Source organism: Chitinophaga eiseniae (genome assembly GCF_012641265.1).
Lineage (GTDB): Bacteria > Bacteroidota > Bacteroidia > Chitinophagales > Chitinophagaceae > Chitinophaga > Chitinophaga eiseniae_A.
Genome location: NZ_JABAHZ010000006.1, coordinates 322,901 through 338,258 on the forward strand (window position 1 = coordinate 322,901; position 15,358 = coordinate 338,258).

The following is a 15,358-nucleotide window of genomic DNA, read 5'->3' on the forward strand; positions in this document are numbered from 1 at the left end:
CACCATACATCAAAGTTTAGCACCCGGAACCATTTTTTTTCGCTAACTTATTAGTGAAAAAAAACGGGTGCAAAATGCCACAGGAAAACAAGCCATCATCTGTTCCACCAAAAAAAGATAAACAGGAAGCCCGCCGCGATTTCCTGAAACAATCTTCTGCTGTTATGGCGCTGGCCTTGGCACCGCCACTGGTGCTAAAGGCCGCGCAGCATGACGAAGCCATAGCCGCCGTATTCGAAAAGATGCCGGTCAACCTGGAAATAAACGGGAAGAAAATGCAGCTCTCCGTAGAGCCCCGCGTTACCCTGCTGGATCTCCTACGGGAACAGCTGGCGCTGACCGGTACTAAAAAAGGCTGCGACCACGGCCAATGCGGCGCCTGCACGGTACATGTCAATGGCCAGCGCATCAATTCCTGTCTCACCCTCGCCGTAATGCAGGAAGGCAAAAAAATCACCACCATCGAAGGCCTCTCCAACGGCGATCAGCTGCACCCGGTACAGGAAGCATTCATCCGGCACGATGGCTTCCAATGCGGATATTGTACTCCCGGACAAATCATGTCGGCCGTAGCCTGCCTGCACGAAGGGCATGCCGGCTCACCGGAACAAATCCGCGAATTCATGAGCGGCAACATCTGCCGCTGCGGTGCATACGACAATATTGTAAACGCCATCATGGATGTAAAAAATGGAGGACAAACAGCATGAATCCTTTCTCCTACGTAAGACCCAACAGCCTTAAAGCTGCCATAGACGCTATGGCACGCGATCATAGCGCCCGCTTCATTGCCGGTGGCACCAACCTGCTCGACCTCATGAAAAACGGGGTCACCTTACCGGAAAAACTGATCGACATCAACCAGCTCCCTCTCCGGGAGATCCGGCAGGATGGTAATACCCTGCACATAGGCGCCCTGGTGCTCAACAGCGACCTGGCCGCACATGAGCTGGTAAAAACACAACATCCACTGTTGTCGGAAGCCCTGCTGGCTGGCGCTTCCCAACAACTACGCAATATGGCTACTGTAGGTGGCAACATGATGCAACGCACCCGCTGCACCTATTTCTACGATACGTCTATGCCCTGTAACAAACGTCAGCCCAACAGTGGCTGCGGCGCTATCGGCGGCATTAACCGTATGCACGCCATTTTCGGCGCCAGCGACAACTGCATCGCCGTTCACCCGAGCGACATGTGCGTAGCACTGGCCGCCCTCGACGCCACCGTGCTGGTAGCAGGACCTAAAGGTGAACGCCGCATTCCATTTACCGACTTTCACCGCCTGCCCGGTAATACCCCACAGCTGGATAATAACCTGGCTAAAAACGAATTGATCACGGCTGTAGAAATACCCCCGCACCCATTCACCAAACATATCTGCTACCTCAAAGTACGCGATCGCGCCTCCTATGCCTTCGCACTGGTATCCGTAGCCGTGGCCATGGATATCAGCGACAACGTGATACGCAATATTCGTATAGCCATGGGAGGTGTAGCACATAAACCCTGGCGCCTGCCCGATGCAGAAAAAGCGCTCACCGGCAAAGCGCCTACCAGCGACAACTTCCGGCTGGCGGCAACCATCGCCACTCAGGGCGCTAAAACATACGCCCACAACGGCTTTAAAAAAGACCTGGCATTCAATAGTATTCAAACTGCCTTACTAAAAGCTGCTACCGCATGAAAAAACCACAAACAGGACAACCCATGGACCGCGTGGATGGTCGCCTGAAAGTAACCGGCGGAGCCAAATACTTTGCCGACCACCAACCGGCGGATATGCAATTCGCTGCATTGGTTTGCAGTACCATCAGCTGCGGCGCCATTGCCAGCATCAGCACCACCAAAGCATTGCGCGCACCCGGCGTAGCAGATGTCGTGTCGCACCTGAACGCACCGCCGGTACCGGGATATAAAAAAACGAATCCGGGTGACAAAAACGGCCTGCAAATTTTCCGCGATAACCGCATCTATTCCAACGGGCAGCCAGTAGCTATTGTAGTGGCCAACACCATGGAACGCGCAGTATATGCCGCCTCCCTGGTAGAGGTACAGTACAACCAGGAAACGCATTATACCAATATGGAAGCCGGCATGGATAAAGCCTTTCAGAACAACCGCATGAAAGACTACTCCCGTGGAGAAATCAACGCCTGGCAAAAAGCACCCGTTACCCACAGCGCCCAATACACCATCCCACTGGAAGTACACAATCCCATGGAGCTGGCAGGCATCATTGCACACTGGACCTCACCCGACACCCTCACGCTCTACGCCAAAACACAGGGCGTAAAAAGCGTACAGGAAACGATACAGGAACTGTTTGAAATCCCCGAACAAAATATTACCGTCCACTCCCGGTTTGTAGGCGGCGCATTTGGCATGGCGCTCCGTGTATGGCCACTGGAAATTGCCACCATACTGGCTGCCAAAAAAATACGTAAGCCGGTAAAGCTGGTGATCACCCGCGAACAAATGTTTACACTGGTAGGATACCGCCCCAACTCCAGCCAGAAAATAAGCATGGGCGCCACCGCCGACGGGAAATTAACGGGCATTACCCATGAAGCCGTCGCTATCACGTCGCCTTATGAAGACTTTACAGAGGGCATTGTGGCCATGACGAAATTCATGTACGATTGCCCCAACGTAAATACCCGCTACCAGCTGGTACCGCTCAATATGAGCACGCCCATCTGGATGCGGGGCCCGGGAGAAGCCACCGGTTCCTTCGCCCTGGAATCGGCCATAGATGAGCTCTCCTACAAACTGAAAATAGATCCGCTGCAATTGCGTATCCTCAATCATGCCGATACCGACCCTGAACGAAACCTCCCTTTCTCCAGTAAATACCTGAAGGAAGCTTACCAGATAGGAGCAGAAAAAATTGGTTGGTCCAGCCGCAACCCGGCGCCCCGCAGCATGCAGGAAAACGGCATGCTGGTAGGCTATGGCATGAGCAGCGGCACCTTCGGCGCCTATCGCGGCAAAGCTACGGTATCGGCTATACTAAAATCCGACGGCACCCTCACCTTGCAGAGCGCCGCCGCAGATATTGGTCCCGGTACCGCCACAGCGATGGTACAAATCGCCGCCGATGTTACCGGCATCTCCCCGGATAAAATAACTTTCATGTTGGGTGAGTCCACCTTTCCCTATGCACCGGAACAGGGAGGATCTGCTACCGTATCAACTGTTGGCAGCGCCGTATCAGATGTTTGCCATGCCCTGCTGAAAGAATTGGCGAACCTCGCTATCAGCCAGGTGCCTGCATTCAAACAAACCACCCCGGAGCTGATTATTTATGAAGATGGACAACTCATCACTGCCGACCGGCAAACAAAAATTACGCACGAAGCTCTCCTCCAACAACAAAAGCTGCCGGAAGTAAAAGTAACAGCTACCTCCCAGGGCGGCGAGGAAAGAAAGAAATATTCCATGTACTCTTTCTCTGTACACTTTGCCAAAGTGCATGTCCATCCCGCTACTGGCGTAGTACGCATACAACATATCGTAAGTGTGGCTGATGCAGGTGCCATCGTTAATACCAAAACAGCCCGCAGCCAGATGATTGGCGGCGTAGTAGGTGGCATCGGAATGGCACTAACGGAAGAGGCCATACTCGATCACCGCTTCGGCCGCTTTGTGAATAATAACTACGCCGATTACCACGTACCGGTCAACGCAGATACGCCCCCCACCGATGTGTATTTCGTTAATAAAAAAGATCCGTATATCAACCCCATGGGCTCCAAAGGATTGGGAGAAATTGCGCTGATAGGATTTGCCGCCGCTGTTTCCAATGCGGTATTTCATGCCACCGGCATACGCGTGCGCGACCTGCCTATCACACCGGATAAGCTATTGCATATTGTCTCCACCGAAAACGCAACCGCATGAAAGAACTGGAAGATATCGTAAGAGCTTATCACAACGCTTGCCAGCAGGGACTGAAAACGGCACTGGCTACGGTAGTACACGTAGAAGGATCGGCGTATCGCCAACCTGGCGCGCGTATGTTGGTAACCGAAAATGGTACACTCACCGGCGCCATCAGCGGTGGATGCCTCGAAGGCGATGCCTTGCGCAAAGCCCAGCTGGTAATACTGCAACAGCAGCCCATGCTGGTTACCTACGACACCAACGATGAAGACGATGCTACACTCGGCGTAGGACTCGGATGCAACGGTATTATTCATATTCTCCTGGAACCTGTCAACGCTGCCGTTCCTGGCAATCCACTGGCACTGCTCCAGGAAGCCATTGCACATCGCAGTCCCGCCGTGCTGGTTACCCTTTTTAGCCTGCGCCAGCGTAAAGGACCTCAACCCGGCACCTGCCTGCTATTGGGTGCCAACGGGCAAACAGTATACCCTATCGAAGACAGGAAGCTCCAACAGGCTGTGATGGCCGATGCACAGGTGGCGCTGGATACACACACCTCTTTTACCAAAACTTACCAGGCCGGTAACAACCACTTTACTGCGCACACAGCCTATCTGCCACCCGCGGTACAGTTACTCGTTGCCGGCGCCGGCAATGACGTAATGCCGCTGATAAAAATGGCCAGCCTGCTGGGATGGCGCACTATTGTGGCCGATGGACGTCCCCTATACCCTACCAAAGCAAGGTTCCCCGATGCCACCCAGGTAGTATTGGCCAAACCGGCACAACTCCTGTCGGCGGTAAACCCCGACGCCTATACTGCAGTAGTGCTTATGACCCATAACTATAATTACGACCTGGCCCTGCTGGCGCAATTACTGCCACTTCCGCTGCCGTATATAGGCGTATTGGGACCCGCCAAAAAATTACAACGTATGCTCAATGAACTCATGGAAAACCGTATCCCGGTTTCCCGGCAGCAACGGGCACGTATACACGGACCGGCAGGACTGGACCTCGGTGCAGAAACACCGGAAGAAATTGCACTCTCCGTTATTAGTGAAATAAAATCAGTGATGTCGGCAACAGCCGCTACTTCCTTACGGGAAAGAAATACCACTATTCATCCACGCGAGCAACAAATCATCCTCCAACAAGTATTATAATGGAAACAACCGGTATCATCATCCTCGCCGCTGGCGCCTCAAAGAGACTGGGCACCCCAAAACAGCAACTGCCTTTTCAACATAAAAGCCTGTTACAAAATGTAGTACACACCGCCCAGCAATCGGGTCCTATGCCTGTAGTGGTGGTGCTGGGTGCATTTGCTACCCAGATCAAACAACAACTCCCAACAGAAAAAGTGCATACGGTGGTTAATCCACACTGGCCTACCGGCATGGGCAGCTCTATTAAAGCAGGCCTGCAACACCTGCTGCAGCTACAACCCAATACCTCCAGCGCACTGCTGCTTTTATGCGATCAGCCACATATCAGCACTACCCTGCTGCAAGACCTCTACGCCCTCAAAAAATCCAGCGGCAAAGGCTTGATAGCGGCTTCCTATGGCGACACAATAGGTACGCCGGTACTCTTCGATAAAAAATTCTTCCCCCAACTGCTGTCTCTCAGCGGGCAGGAAGGGGCTAAAAAAATATTGTTGCAACACGCAGGCCAGGTAGCTACACGCCATTTTCCCGAAGGCGCCATAGATATCGATACCAACAGCGATTACGAAGCACTGCTGAATAATACCGGTCAATAATATCCTTGCCAGCACCGGCAGCAGGAAAATATTTTTTTGTTATTAACAGTGAATGTTTATATTTGTCTACAAAATTAGTAGACTAATAAAAATCGTATACCATGGACGCTAATTATTATCCACCTAACCGACACCGGTTATACCATCTGATCAATCGCCCGCAACAGCCAGCAGCTGTTTATTGTTGTTGTTAACGCCCATCCCACCTGCGGCCTCCCACCATTGCCGCTTTGCATTTTTATTTCAACAACCAACATTACTGTCAGCCTAAACACATTCGTCATGAACACGAACAACCAACCCATATTCCGCCTCGAGGAGGGGATCAACAACACGCATCTCCAGTATTTCCATCAACATGGAATCATCCAGTTTAAAAATTTCCTGGATAAACATACACTCGCCCATATTCATACCGAGGTAGCGCAGGTACAGGACTTCCTGCTACGCAACCAGGTGCAGAAAGTAAATGGTATCCCGTTGAAATTCGGCACCGACATCAACGGCGCTCCGCTCATTCAACGCATTGCTTTCGCTTCCCACTTCAGCAATGCCTTACGTGAATTGCTGAAAGACCAGAGGCTCCAGTCGCTCATCGCATTACTGGGCCCCTATAGCGGCAGGATAGGCGAAAATGAAAAAGATGGACTGGTGATCAACCATTATGTCAATACTGCCGCCAGCCAATTCAAACAGCTGGGCTGGCATACGGATAGTCCGCGTGATCTGTTCCTTGGCTCGCGCATTCTTCCTATGCTCAACGTAGGCATTCACCTCGACGATTGCCCGCTGGATAACGGTGGTTTACGGGTACTGCCCGGCACGCACGAACAAGGCCTTTTTAAACTATTATTCAGAAAGAAATATTTCATCGATAACAATCCCGATAAAAAGGAAGTAGGCTTCGATATCGAAGCAGGCGATCTTACCGTGCATGATGGGCGCCTGTGGCACCGCGTACAGCAGTCGCCCTACACCGGCGAAAAAAGCCGCCGGCGGGTGATGTACATCCCTATCATTACCGGCGACTACCAGCCTAAAACAGCCAATAGCCCCACGCCTTTCTATCATAAGCTGGCCCAGTTTAAACAACACCTCTATGGCGGCAAGCCGCAGTGGGCAAACGTTACCGCACACGGGGATAAACTGGCGGAAGTAAACACTCCTTCTCTCTAAAAAATAACAACTATGTCATACGCATTAATTACCGGCGCAGCCAAAGGAATAGGGAAAGCCATTGCGGCTCAACTGGCAGAAAGAAATTATCACCTATTGCTGGTAGATATAGACCAAACTACCCTGGCAGCTACTGCAGAAGCATTGTCGGCACAATATCACGTACACGTACACACGCTGCACCAGGATTTATCTGCCCCCGATGCTGCGCAACGGGTAACTACCTGGAGCAGCACCTACCACGACTTATTATCGGTAGTGGTAAATAATGCCGGGTATGGCATCAATGGCGCGTTTGAAACATTAACGCTGCCCGAACAGCTGAACATCATCGATGTAAATATAAGAGCGCAGGTAAGCCTGTCGTACGCCTATATCCCGGTACTACGGCAGTTCCCAAGGGCGTACCTGCTTAACCTGGCCAGCACTACCGCTTATCAAACGGTGCCCTACCTGAATATTTACGCGGCTACCAAAGCCTTTGCATTATCGTTTACCCGTGGACTCCGGCATGAACTGCGGCACTCCAATATTTCCGTGAGCGCACTGAGTCCAGGTAGTACCGACACCGATTTTGTAAACAGGGCGCGCATGGGCAACCGCACCCGGAAGATTGCCGACCGGTTTAATATGACACCAGAACGGGTAGCTAAAATAGCCGTTGATGGCTTGTTTAGCGGCAAAGCGGAAATTGTGCCCGGCTTCACCAATAAATTGAACGCCTGGCTGCCCAAATTTTTCCCCAAAGCCTTTGTGGAAAAAATCGCCGGAGGAATTTATGAGCCGCGGGACACTGCCCCGGATACAGTTTTGGCGTCGGGAATGCTACTCAAATAATTCCTGTTCATCTGTATAATAAGTTTTTCTGCCGCCACCGGTATCTTTATGGATGGCAGCGCCACCGGGACTTTCCTTTAATTTGGCATTATGTACCAGCATAAAGTCCCGGACTTCTCCGTGAACAATGTCGGGGTTGCTTTTAAGTATCTTCTTTTCTGCCTCCCGTAAAATATGCTTGATGGCAGATAACAGTGCTTTCACCTTGGCGGCAGGGATTTTATTACAGATGGAAAAAGGAGAGATTCTGGCGTACCATAAAATATCATCGGCATAAGCATTCCCGATGCCCAACACCTGTTTTTGATCCAACAGGAATTTTTTAATACCGGTCTTTTTCTTGCTCAACTGCGTCTTCAGGTAATTTTCATTAAAATCATCTGACAGGGCGTCTGGAGCCGTTTTTTCGGCAGGATCCAGCGCTATGTTGGCCGAGCCCTGGAAATCAGTAATGGCTAACCCCGTTCCGTTGCCAAACAATAATTCGGCGATCGTGTACTTCTCTTTATTTTGATGTTCAAAGAAGTATAACTTGCCATGCAACATGAGGTGCATGCCCAGTACATGCCCATTCTGAAATACAAAATGTAATTCCTTCCCCACCCGCTGTATCTCTTTCAACTTTTGCCCTTCCAGGGCAGATTGCAGCGTCTTTTCAGCAACCGCTAGTTTCTTACTGTTCTTTACAGTAATTGTTTTCAGCTGCTGATGCAATAATTTCTTTTCGAGGTTATGACGAAATGCTTGCAAATCGGGTAATTCAGGCATGGCTCATTAGTTTAAATGAATGGATAATAACAAAAGGGCCGGCGCAAGAACCGACCCGTTTTTATGGCAGTTTTCTCTTTCTACGAAACTATCTGCTGAAGTTATATCACATAAAATAATCAATTATCGGGATATTTCTATGCTTTAACCAATGTTTAGCATTTATATGTTTTTCTCATGTATGTGAAAGCGCTGTTAAAACCAATTTTCAAGCGAACTCAAACAGTCTTTTGGGGTTTTATTCCAGGCCAGAATCAGTTAACTTCGTGACCTATGCCTTTTTAATCAATCACCTAACAAATTACGGAGTGAAAATGAATGTGAAGAAAACGATTAAACCGTTAATTTTTATCAGTGCTATTTGCCTCTTTGTTTTTCTGATTACTACACTTACTACTTCCGAAAAGTCAACTGCGGCCAATCAACCGGTACGCAACGGCGTTAAAACCGATTCTACACAAAAGGAAGAAAGTTTGTACGATATCATGCGGCTCGACTCTGCCGGTTTATCCCGGGAAGCATTTGAAAACGCACTATTGGGTTTTCAGCACCTGGAAGAAACCGGAAGGGTAAAAAATCCGGATATCTTGTCTATTGTTGATTTCTCACTGCCCAGTACCAAAAAACGCCTGTTCGTAATAGATCTCAAAAACAAGCTGTTGTTGTTCAACACCCTCGTATCACATGGCAGAAATTCAGGAAAAGATATTGCCAATACCTTTTCCAATAAGATGAACAGCTTTAAAAGCAGCCTTGGATTTTACATTACCGGCGACACCTACAACGGTGAGCATGGATTATCCCTTCGCCTGGAAGGCGAGGAAGCCGGCATCAACGACAATGCACTCAACAGGGGCATCGTGATGCACAGTGCCGACTATGTTAATGAAAGCCTGGCTAAGGTACAGGGCTATATTGGCCGCAGCCTGGGATGCCCCGCTATTCCCATCGATATTCATCGTAAGGTAATTCAGCGGATACAGAACGGGACCTGCCTGTTTTTATACAGCCCCGATAAATATTATTCTGCCCACACAAAAATCCTGAGGCACAACAGCACCGCTTCCTAAGCTACAGGAACAACTTATTCCGGAAAGGAATATCGTGATCATATACATCCGGTGCTATATGTAACGTGTCCCCTTCTGCCCAGGCAGTAAAATAGGTGATAATCACTGGTACCGGGTGCTTCACTGCTACATAGGTTTGCTTACCACTGTCCATGGCCGCCGTGATCTTTTCGGTGGTCCACTCCGGCGAATTTTCCAGTACAAACTGTGCCATTCTCATTGGGTCCTTCAGCCGGATACAACCATGGCTGTAGGTCCGGATATCGTGGTTAAACAAGCTCTTCTCCGGTGTATCATGGAAGTAAATGTTATAACTATTGGGGAAGAGGAATTTTACCCGGCCCAACGCGTTATGCGGTCCCGGCAACTGCCTGATAACCGGCAACCCGTTTTGATGCCCCACTATTTCCATATGCTTCGATGCCAGGTAACCCGGCCGCCGGTTCATAGCCGGTAATATCTCCTTTCTTATAATACTGCGTGGAATATTCCAATAAGGACTAAACACCACCTGGCTCAGCCAACCCGAAAACATGGTAGTGCTGTGCCCTTCCTTTCCAACGATAATGTCGATATCAAAAAGTTTCCGGCTGCCTTCTACCACATGTAGTTTAAAAGCGGGGATATTGACCAGTATCAGCTTGCCTTTATCCGCTTCTGGCATCCATTTCATTCTTTCCATGTTGATCAGCAGCTGCTGCAGGCGCGCCTGTGCAGATACGTTCAACTCCCTGGTAATGGTATCATTCAATACCCCGTTTTCCGTGTAGCCATGGTGGTTACGAAAAGTATTTACCGCCATTTCCAGGGTATCGTCAAATACCGCACTGCTATCCTCGTCTGCCAGCTCCCCGGTAATGGCTAATCGTTTTTTTACCAACCGGATATTGGGAGAAGATTGACCTTTCCGGTATCCTTTGCCAACCCGGGGCAACGTATCCCAGCCTCCGTCGCGCACATATCCTATATAGGCTTTGAGCGGCGCTTTCATAGGCGCTACTGCCGGAAATAAATGGTCATTTGTTTTCAGCATGGAATCAGCCAGCCGCATCACTTCATAACGTTGGGCGGGCACCATATGCTCTATTTGCTCCACACTACCACCCCGTTTCCTGAAATAAGCCACCAATCGCACAGTTAGCTGCAATTCAAGATGAGTCATTTCAGGATTATTGGCGGTGATCACCAGGCTGTCTTCCGCTTTTAGCCCGTCTAAACGGATATCGATGGCCTTGCTGCTACCCGTATCCTTGCTATAGCTGTACAAGCTCTGAAAGGCCGAGGCCTGTTCAGTAGGCCCCTTGCTATCCAGCCAGGCAAACTCATAATTGCGGGTATTGTAAAAACTTCGCAGCCGGTTAGCCATATGGCTGTCCAACTGCTTTTGCTGAATAAATTTTTCTACCGCCATACTATCCAGGAACAGATCATTATAGGCATTTGCGGAGGTAATCCCCCTATTACGGGGACTGACCGTATCTTCTTCTTGGGATTCCGGGGGTGACGAGGTACCTGGGGAGGAAGGTCCCTTGCAGGCGGCCACAATAAGGCAAGCCAGCAACACCTTCAAAATTTGCCTTTCCATAATTATATCAGTTAGCAAAATAAAAGCCGGTCGCCAGATACTGTACCGCAGCTAGAAAAACAACCCCTCACGTAGCCTACCGGGAACAAATTGTGCATATACCTCAACAAAAAGTCCCCCTTCCCGGTTCAAGGCGGGAAGAAGGACTTTGTATCGTTGTGATTTTATCTGTACCTAGTCTTTCAGGCCATAAAATTTCTTCACAGACGCATAATTTTTCCAGTCTACCCCGTTGGCGCTGCGCGCCGCTGTAGCTCCTGGTACCAACACATACCGGAACAGGTTAATAGGACTGTCTCCCGTATGAATGGAACCACCGCTCAGATCTATATTTGAAACAATATAGATACTTCCTTTCTGCGCCTGGTAGGTGATATACATATTGTTATCCACATAAGGTACCGGTACAATATACGGCTTGGAAGTAGAATCGAAATTAAAATAAACATTCACCAGCCCCTTGTTAAGGATATCATCTGTCAGTTTGGGGGCATCAATAATGGCAAAAAAACCAGTCTTTGTGGCTACACCATTATTATCCCGGATGGAATCAAATGCTAAAGGTTCCCAGGCCGAATAGGTAATGCCAGCGGCATCCGCACCGGCAGGACCAGCGGGGCCGGCAGGGCCAGCAGGACCGGCAGGACCAGCAGGGCCTTGAGAACCCTCTTTAGAACAGGCCACAAAAGCAAGTATCATAACCAATGAAAGTAACCAGTACAGGTGACAGTTAGAACGTTTCATAAAAAGAGATTTTGGATGTTTTAATGAATAGGTAATTTGAGTTGAGGCTTAGACAGATTCGGGATCACCAACACCTAAGTCAATATACAAAAAAACAAATAACAAAAATCTTATAATTTAGTTCAAACCAATACCTATAAAAAGATAAGGAGTACCTGTTTTCCAGGTACTCCCTTTACATAATAATAGGTTACTTGATAATACTATACCCTTCCCATTACAGGATCGCTATACGTTTCTTTACCCGTTTCTACGCGGCCTGCATATCGTTGCTCAAACAGGTGGCTGCCGGCCACCTTTACCGAAAAGTCGTACCAGCCGTGGCTCTTAGACAAGTCCACGATTAACACCGCTTCCGTTTTAGCCGCTACGGTTTTCTTCAGCGCGCCTTTATGATAGCCCAGGTCAGTAATAACTATTGCTGCCGCTTTAGCCCCGTGGTTCATTAACTTCACCTCCAAATTACCGGTTAGTTTCCGGCTGTTGGTAAGGCTAAGCTGATAACCCACCTGTATTTCCACCTGCGGATCATTGGCATCGCCGGCAAACTCCCGGAAAAATCCATTAGGTCCGTATACCCGCAAATGATAGTGCGCATCTTCAAAAGACAACAATGGCCAGTTATCCGTTAATTTATCGCCCGCTTTTACGCCATAGGACCACGTCCTCACCGGCTCCATTGTTTGCGTGGTTTCCTGCAGGTATTTCCCGGGTGCATATACGTTAAATGGCGATCCGGCTGCCTGCTGGGCAAATACTTTGTTAGCCGCCTCAAAACCGATTTCAAAACGCTGTTTATCGGCGCTCAGCTTACCATTTACATATAACTCATACGGCAACGCGTTGGCCACACGGATCCCCTTTTCCTGGTGGGCCATCCATTCAGATCCCGCCGGGTTTTGATTAACCTGTGCCACCTCTGCTGCTGTCAAGGACTTAAAGCCATCCGGCAGTTTCTTAAACCGGGCGTTATGCACCATTTCTATAAACTCATTCCTTTCCGGGAATGGTACATGTATTTTTTCGCCGTTAAACGGACGGAATACGGAGGTAAGATCTCCGCATACAGCCCGGCGCCAGGCGGAAATATTCGTTTCACTGATGGCCTTGCCTGTTTTATGCTGCAGGAAATGCTCCATAAACTGCAGGATAGAAGTATGATCGCATACTTCCGAATTCACATATCCGCCCCTGCTCCAGGGAGAAGCAATTACCAGTGGCACCCGGTATCCCAATCCAATCGGGCTTTCCCTGACTTCATCCGGTCGCAGGTATTTCTTGGCTTGCTCTTCCTCCCGGGTTACATACTCAATACCAGTGTCAATCCCTTCAGATACCAGGCCGGTACCAGGTTTATGAGGCGCTACAAAAGGAGGCACATGGTCAAAGTAACCATCATTTTCATCGTAACATAAAATGAAAATGGTCTTTTTCCACACCTCTTCCTTTTTAGTCAAAATATCCAGTACTTCCGACACATACCAGGCACCGTACCAGGGCGAACCCGGATGGTCTGAAAACTCGCCCGGCGCTACCAGCCATGATACGGTAGGCAGTTTACCCTCGTTCACATCTGTCCTGAACTGGTGCAGGATATCGCCTTTCGGTACCTGTACTGTTCTCTCTTTATCCCCATCTTTATAGGTGAGTGTTTCCAGCTCATGATAGTCGGGGTCGTTGATATTGGTAGTAAAGGCTTTGTTATGCAGTTGCTGCGCCCTGGGCGACAACTTGGCGAAATTGGCAGCGGTAAATTGTTCCGCGTCCTTCTTTGCCTTCTCAAGGCCGGTCTGTTGCTGGGTAAGTTGTTTTTGCAACTTAGTAGCCTCCTCACCAGACGTGGTTTTCAGTTTGGCTTCCGTTTCTGCTATTTTTCCCGGCAGCTCTTTTACTTGCTGTTGCAGGTAAGCGATATACCCCGCAGCAAAACGTACATTGAACGCAGTAAACCATTCTATTGGGTTGTCGGTGAAGTTGGCCAGCATACCGTCTTTCTCTCCCTCCAATCCCGCTGCACTGATTTCATTCTGATAGATCCTCCAGGAAATGCCATTATCTTCCAAACGCTCGGGGAAAGTGGTCCAATGCGCTTCGCTGCCGTAATCCACATCCTCATTCCATACATTGGCTTTGGAGGAAGCATTTTGCTCATCACGCAGGGTGCCCGTCCATAAATAAAGCCTGTTGGGTGTTGTACCGGTTAAGGAGGAACAGAAATTCTGATCACATACGGTAAAAGCATCGGCCAGGGAATAATAGAAAGGAATATCTTCCCGGTTATAATACCCCAGGGTGAGTGGCATGGGCGACCAATCCTTGTTGCCCGATTTCTTTACCAGCAGCCATTTATCGTACTTGCCATTGTTGCGGGCATCTACCTGGTTGCCCCAGGAATGTGGCAAACTGCTCATCCAGGTGGCTTTCGTATCTTTCAGGTTTAAACGGAAAGGAGCAAAGGTTTCATTCTTTTCATTGCTTTGCAGCCACACCAGGTTCTTATTGGGCAACTGTATAGCCCGTGGATCATTGTAGCCACGTACACCTCTCAGGGAACCATAACAGTGGTCAAAGGAACGGTTCTCCTGCATCAGTATAACAATATGTTCTGCATCCAGGAAAGTACTTCCAGGCCTGGGGTCTATGGCCATTGCCCGCTGAATAGAAGCTGGCAGGGCACTAAATACGCCAGCAGCACCAGATAGCAACGCCGCCTTCTTAATAAAATCTCTTCTGTTATCCATTAATAGTTGATTTTTTCATGTACACTGATAAAGGGATCCATCAAAAGCGGAAAATAATAAAAAATCCGGGCTATCTGCAACTATCAATGAGGAGTGGTAGTTATGTTATTGTTACGGCCTTTTCTGAAAAGGTTTTTAATAAAAGTCGTATAGGCAGTGGCGTAGTTCAGTTGCACCAAAAATATAAAACCCACACTCACCACCGGGAAGATAATACCGATAAGCGCGCCGCCGGCATATAACAGCTGTGCATGTACAATGCGCCGTAACATAGCCCTGCTCACCGCAGCCCCCTGTTCTCCTTTTGCACTCACCAAACCGCTGCCATAGGCACAATGCCAGTGAATATAGAGGATGAATCCCAACATGAAAATATTGACCCAATACAAGCCGATAGCCACTTTAGACTGAAGGTGCTCGCTGAGATATGCAGTGGTAAAGGGCAACAACGACACAAAGGCCAGGAAAAATACCGACAACCAGGTGAGACGCCGGTCCGTTTTTTCAATATAGGTGAGTTGCGCCGATTGCCCCACCCAAAAGATACCCATCGTCATAAAACCCACAAAGTAAGTGGCAATCTTGGGTCCCAGGGCCAGCAACTCTTTCAGCAATTCCTTCTCCGATTGCAGGGCGTTGGCTACCGGTACTTTCAGGTCCAATACCAACAAAGTCATGGCAATAGCAAATACGCCATCGCTAAGGGCTTCAATACGCTGTACCCGTTGTCCGGCCAACTGATTATATACGACTGGTTTGCTCATAAAGGGGATTTATTACAAAC

13 protein-coding genes are annotated in these 15,358 nt (G+C 49.1%); 8 read left to right on the forward strand and 5 right to left on the reverse strand.

Translation table 11 applies throughout. The features are described from left to right. The first annotated feature begins 74 nt into the window (after positions 1–74). From HGH91_RS23420 to HGH91_RS23450, 7 genes are all read left to right on the forward strand, one after another. Positions 75–710, forward strand: coding sequence for a 2Fe-2S iron-sulfur cluster-binding protein (locus HGH91_RS23420; RefSeq protein ID WP_168741222.1), 636 nt, complete (start codon positions 75–77; stop codon positions 708–710). Then, the gene (locus tag HGH91_RS23425) at positions 707–1,687 is read left to right on the forward strand and encodes an FAD binding domain-containing protein (protein ID WP_168741223.1); all 981 of its coding nucleotides are present in this window, start codon (positions 707–709) and stop codon (positions 1,685–1,687) included. The genes HGH91_RS23420 and HGH91_RS23425 overlap by 4 nt, the downstream gene beginning before the upstream one ends. Then, positions 1,684–3,903 carry a xanthine dehydrogenase family protein molybdopterin-binding subunit gene (locus HGH91_RS23430; RefSeq protein ID WP_168741224.1) on the forward strand — a complete coding sequence of 740 codons (2,220 nt, stop codon included), beginning with the start codon at positions 1,684–1,686 and terminating at the stop codon, positions 3,901–3,903. The genes HGH91_RS23425 and HGH91_RS23430 overlap by 4 nt, the downstream gene beginning before the upstream one ends. Beyond that, positions 3,900–5,054, forward strand: coding sequence for an XdhC family protein (locus tag HGH91_RS23435; protein ID WP_168741225.1), 1,155 nt, complete (start codon positions 3,900–3,902; stop codon positions 5,052–5,054). Before HGH91_RS23430 ends, HGH91_RS23435 begins: the two co-directional genes overlap by 4 nt. Further along, positions 5,054–5,653 carry an NTP transferase domain-containing protein gene (locus tag HGH91_RS23440; RefSeq protein WP_168741226.1) on the forward strand — a complete coding sequence of 200 codons (600 nt, stop codon included), beginning with the start codon at positions 5,054–5,056 and terminating at the stop codon, positions 5,651–5,653. The genes HGH91_RS23435 and HGH91_RS23440 overlap by 1 nt, the downstream gene beginning before the upstream one ends. A 282-nt stretch (positions 5,654–5,935) precedes the next feature. After that, positions 5,936–6,829 carry a phytanoyl-CoA dioxygenase family protein gene (locus HGH91_RS23445; protein WP_168741227.1) on the forward strand — a complete coding sequence of 298 codons (894 nt, stop codon included), beginning with the start codon at positions 5,936–5,938 and terminating at the stop codon, positions 6,827–6,829. A 12-nt stretch (positions 6,830–6,841) separates the two neighbouring features. Next, complete coding sequence (locus tag HGH91_RS23450; protein WP_168741228.1) at positions 6,842–7,666, forward strand: SDR family NAD(P)-dependent oxidoreductase; 825 nt, start codon at positions 6,842–6,844, stop codon at positions 7,664–7,666. Here the strand turns inward: HGH91_RS23450 and HGH91_RS23455 are convergent. Next, positions 7,655–8,434: an Fpg/Nei family DNA glycosylase gene (locus HGH91_RS23455; protein WP_168741229.1), complete on the reverse strand. Its 780-nt coding sequence runs from the start codon at positions 8,432–8,434 to the stop codon at positions 7,655–7,657. The two genes, HGH91_RS23450 and HGH91_RS23455, sit on opposite strands and share 12 nt — an antisense overlap. Positions 8,435–8,748: 314 nt before the next feature. Here HGH91_RS23455 and HGH91_RS23460 point away from each other — a divergent pair, with 314 nt between their 5' ends. Then, on the forward strand, positions 8,749–9,504 hold the full coding sequence (locus HGH91_RS23460; protein ID WP_168741230.1) for a murein L,D-transpeptidase catalytic domain family protein: 756 nt from the start codon (positions 8,749–8,751) through the stop codon (positions 9,502–9,504). A gap of 1 nt (position 9,505) precedes the next feature. On the opposite strand, the gene HGH91_RS23465 is transcribed toward HGH91_RS23460, so the two are convergent. The 4 genes from HGH91_RS23465 to HGH91_RS23480 all read right to left on the reverse strand — a co-directional run bounded on the left by HGH91_RS23465 (position 9,506) and on the right by HGH91_RS23480 (position 15,338). After that, positions 9,506–11,089: a murein L,D-transpeptidase gene (locus HGH91_RS23465; protein ID WP_168741231.1), complete on the reverse strand. Its 1,584-nt coding sequence runs from the start codon at positions 11,087–11,089 to the stop codon at positions 9,506–9,508. A 174-nt stretch (positions 11,090–11,263) separates the two neighbouring features. After that, complete coding sequence (locus HGH91_RS23470; protein ID WP_168741232.1) at positions 11,264–11,833, reverse strand: hypothetical protein; 570 nt, start codon at positions 11,831–11,833, stop codon at positions 11,264–11,266. A 203-nt stretch (positions 11,834–12,036) separates the two neighbouring features. Then, positions 12,037–14,574, reverse strand: coding sequence for a phosphocholine-specific phospholipase C (locus tag HGH91_RS23475; RefSeq protein ID WP_168741233.1), 2,538 nt, complete (start codon positions 14,572–14,574; stop codon positions 12,037–12,039). 83 nt (positions 14,575–14,657) lie between these two features. Continuing rightward, positions 14,658–15,338: a TMEM175 family protein gene (locus HGH91_RS23480; RefSeq protein WP_168741234.1), complete on the reverse strand. Its 681-nt coding sequence runs from the start codon at positions 15,336–15,338 to the stop codon at positions 14,658–14,660. Positions 15,339–15,358: the final 20 nt, after the last annotated feature.

Bases quoted from the DNA above. Each gene is read 5' to 3' on its own strand.
- HGH91_RS23420 (WP_168741222.1), top strand. From the start codon at position 75: ATGCCACAGGAAAACAAGCCATCATCTGTTCCACCAAAAAAAGATAAA.
- HGH91_RS23425 (WP_168741223.1), top strand. From the start codon at position 707: ATGAATCCTTTCTCCTACGTAAGACCCAACAGCCTTAAAGCTGCCATA.
- HGH91_RS23430 (WP_168741224.1), top strand. From the start codon at position 1,684: ATGAAAAAACCACAAACAGGACAACCCATGGACCGCGTGGATGGTCGC.
- HGH91_RS23435 (WP_168741225.1), top strand. From the start codon at position 3,900: ATGAAAGAACTGGAAGATATCGTAAGAGCTTATCACAACGCTTGCCAG.
- HGH91_RS23440 (WP_168741226.1), top strand. From the start codon at position 5,054: ATGGAAACAACCGGTATCATCATCCTCGCCGCTGGCGCCTCAAAGAGA.
- HGH91_RS23445 (WP_168741227.1), top strand. From the start codon at position 5,936: ATGAACACGAACAACCAACCCATATTCCGCCTCGAGGAGGGGATCAAC.
- HGH91_RS23450 (WP_168741228.1), top strand. From the start codon at position 6,842: ATGTCATACGCATTAATTACCGGCGCAGCCAAAGGAATAGGGAAAGCC.
- HGH91_RS23455 (WP_168741229.1), bottom strand. From the start codon at position 8,434: ATGCCTGAATTACCCGATTTGCAAGCATTTCGTCATAACCTCGAAAAG.
- HGH91_RS23460 (WP_168741230.1), top strand. From the start codon at position 8,749: ATGAATGTGAAGAAAACGATTAAACCGTTAATTTTTATCAGTGCTATT.
- HGH91_RS23465 (WP_168741231.1), bottom strand. From the start codon at position 11,089: ATGGAAAGGCAAATTTTGAAGGTGTTGCTGGCTTGCCTTATTGTGGCC.
- HGH91_RS23470 (WP_168741232.1), bottom strand. From the start codon at position 11,833: ATGAAACGTTCTAACTGTCACCTGTACTGGTTACTTTCATTGGTTATG.
- HGH91_RS23475 (WP_168741233.1), bottom strand. From the start codon at position 14,574: ATGGATAACAGAAGAGATTTTATTAAGAAGGCGGCGTTGCTATCTGGT.
- HGH91_RS23480 (WP_168741234.1), bottom strand. From the start codon at position 15,338: ATGAGCAAACCAGTCGTATATAATCAGTTGGCCGGACAACGGGTACAG.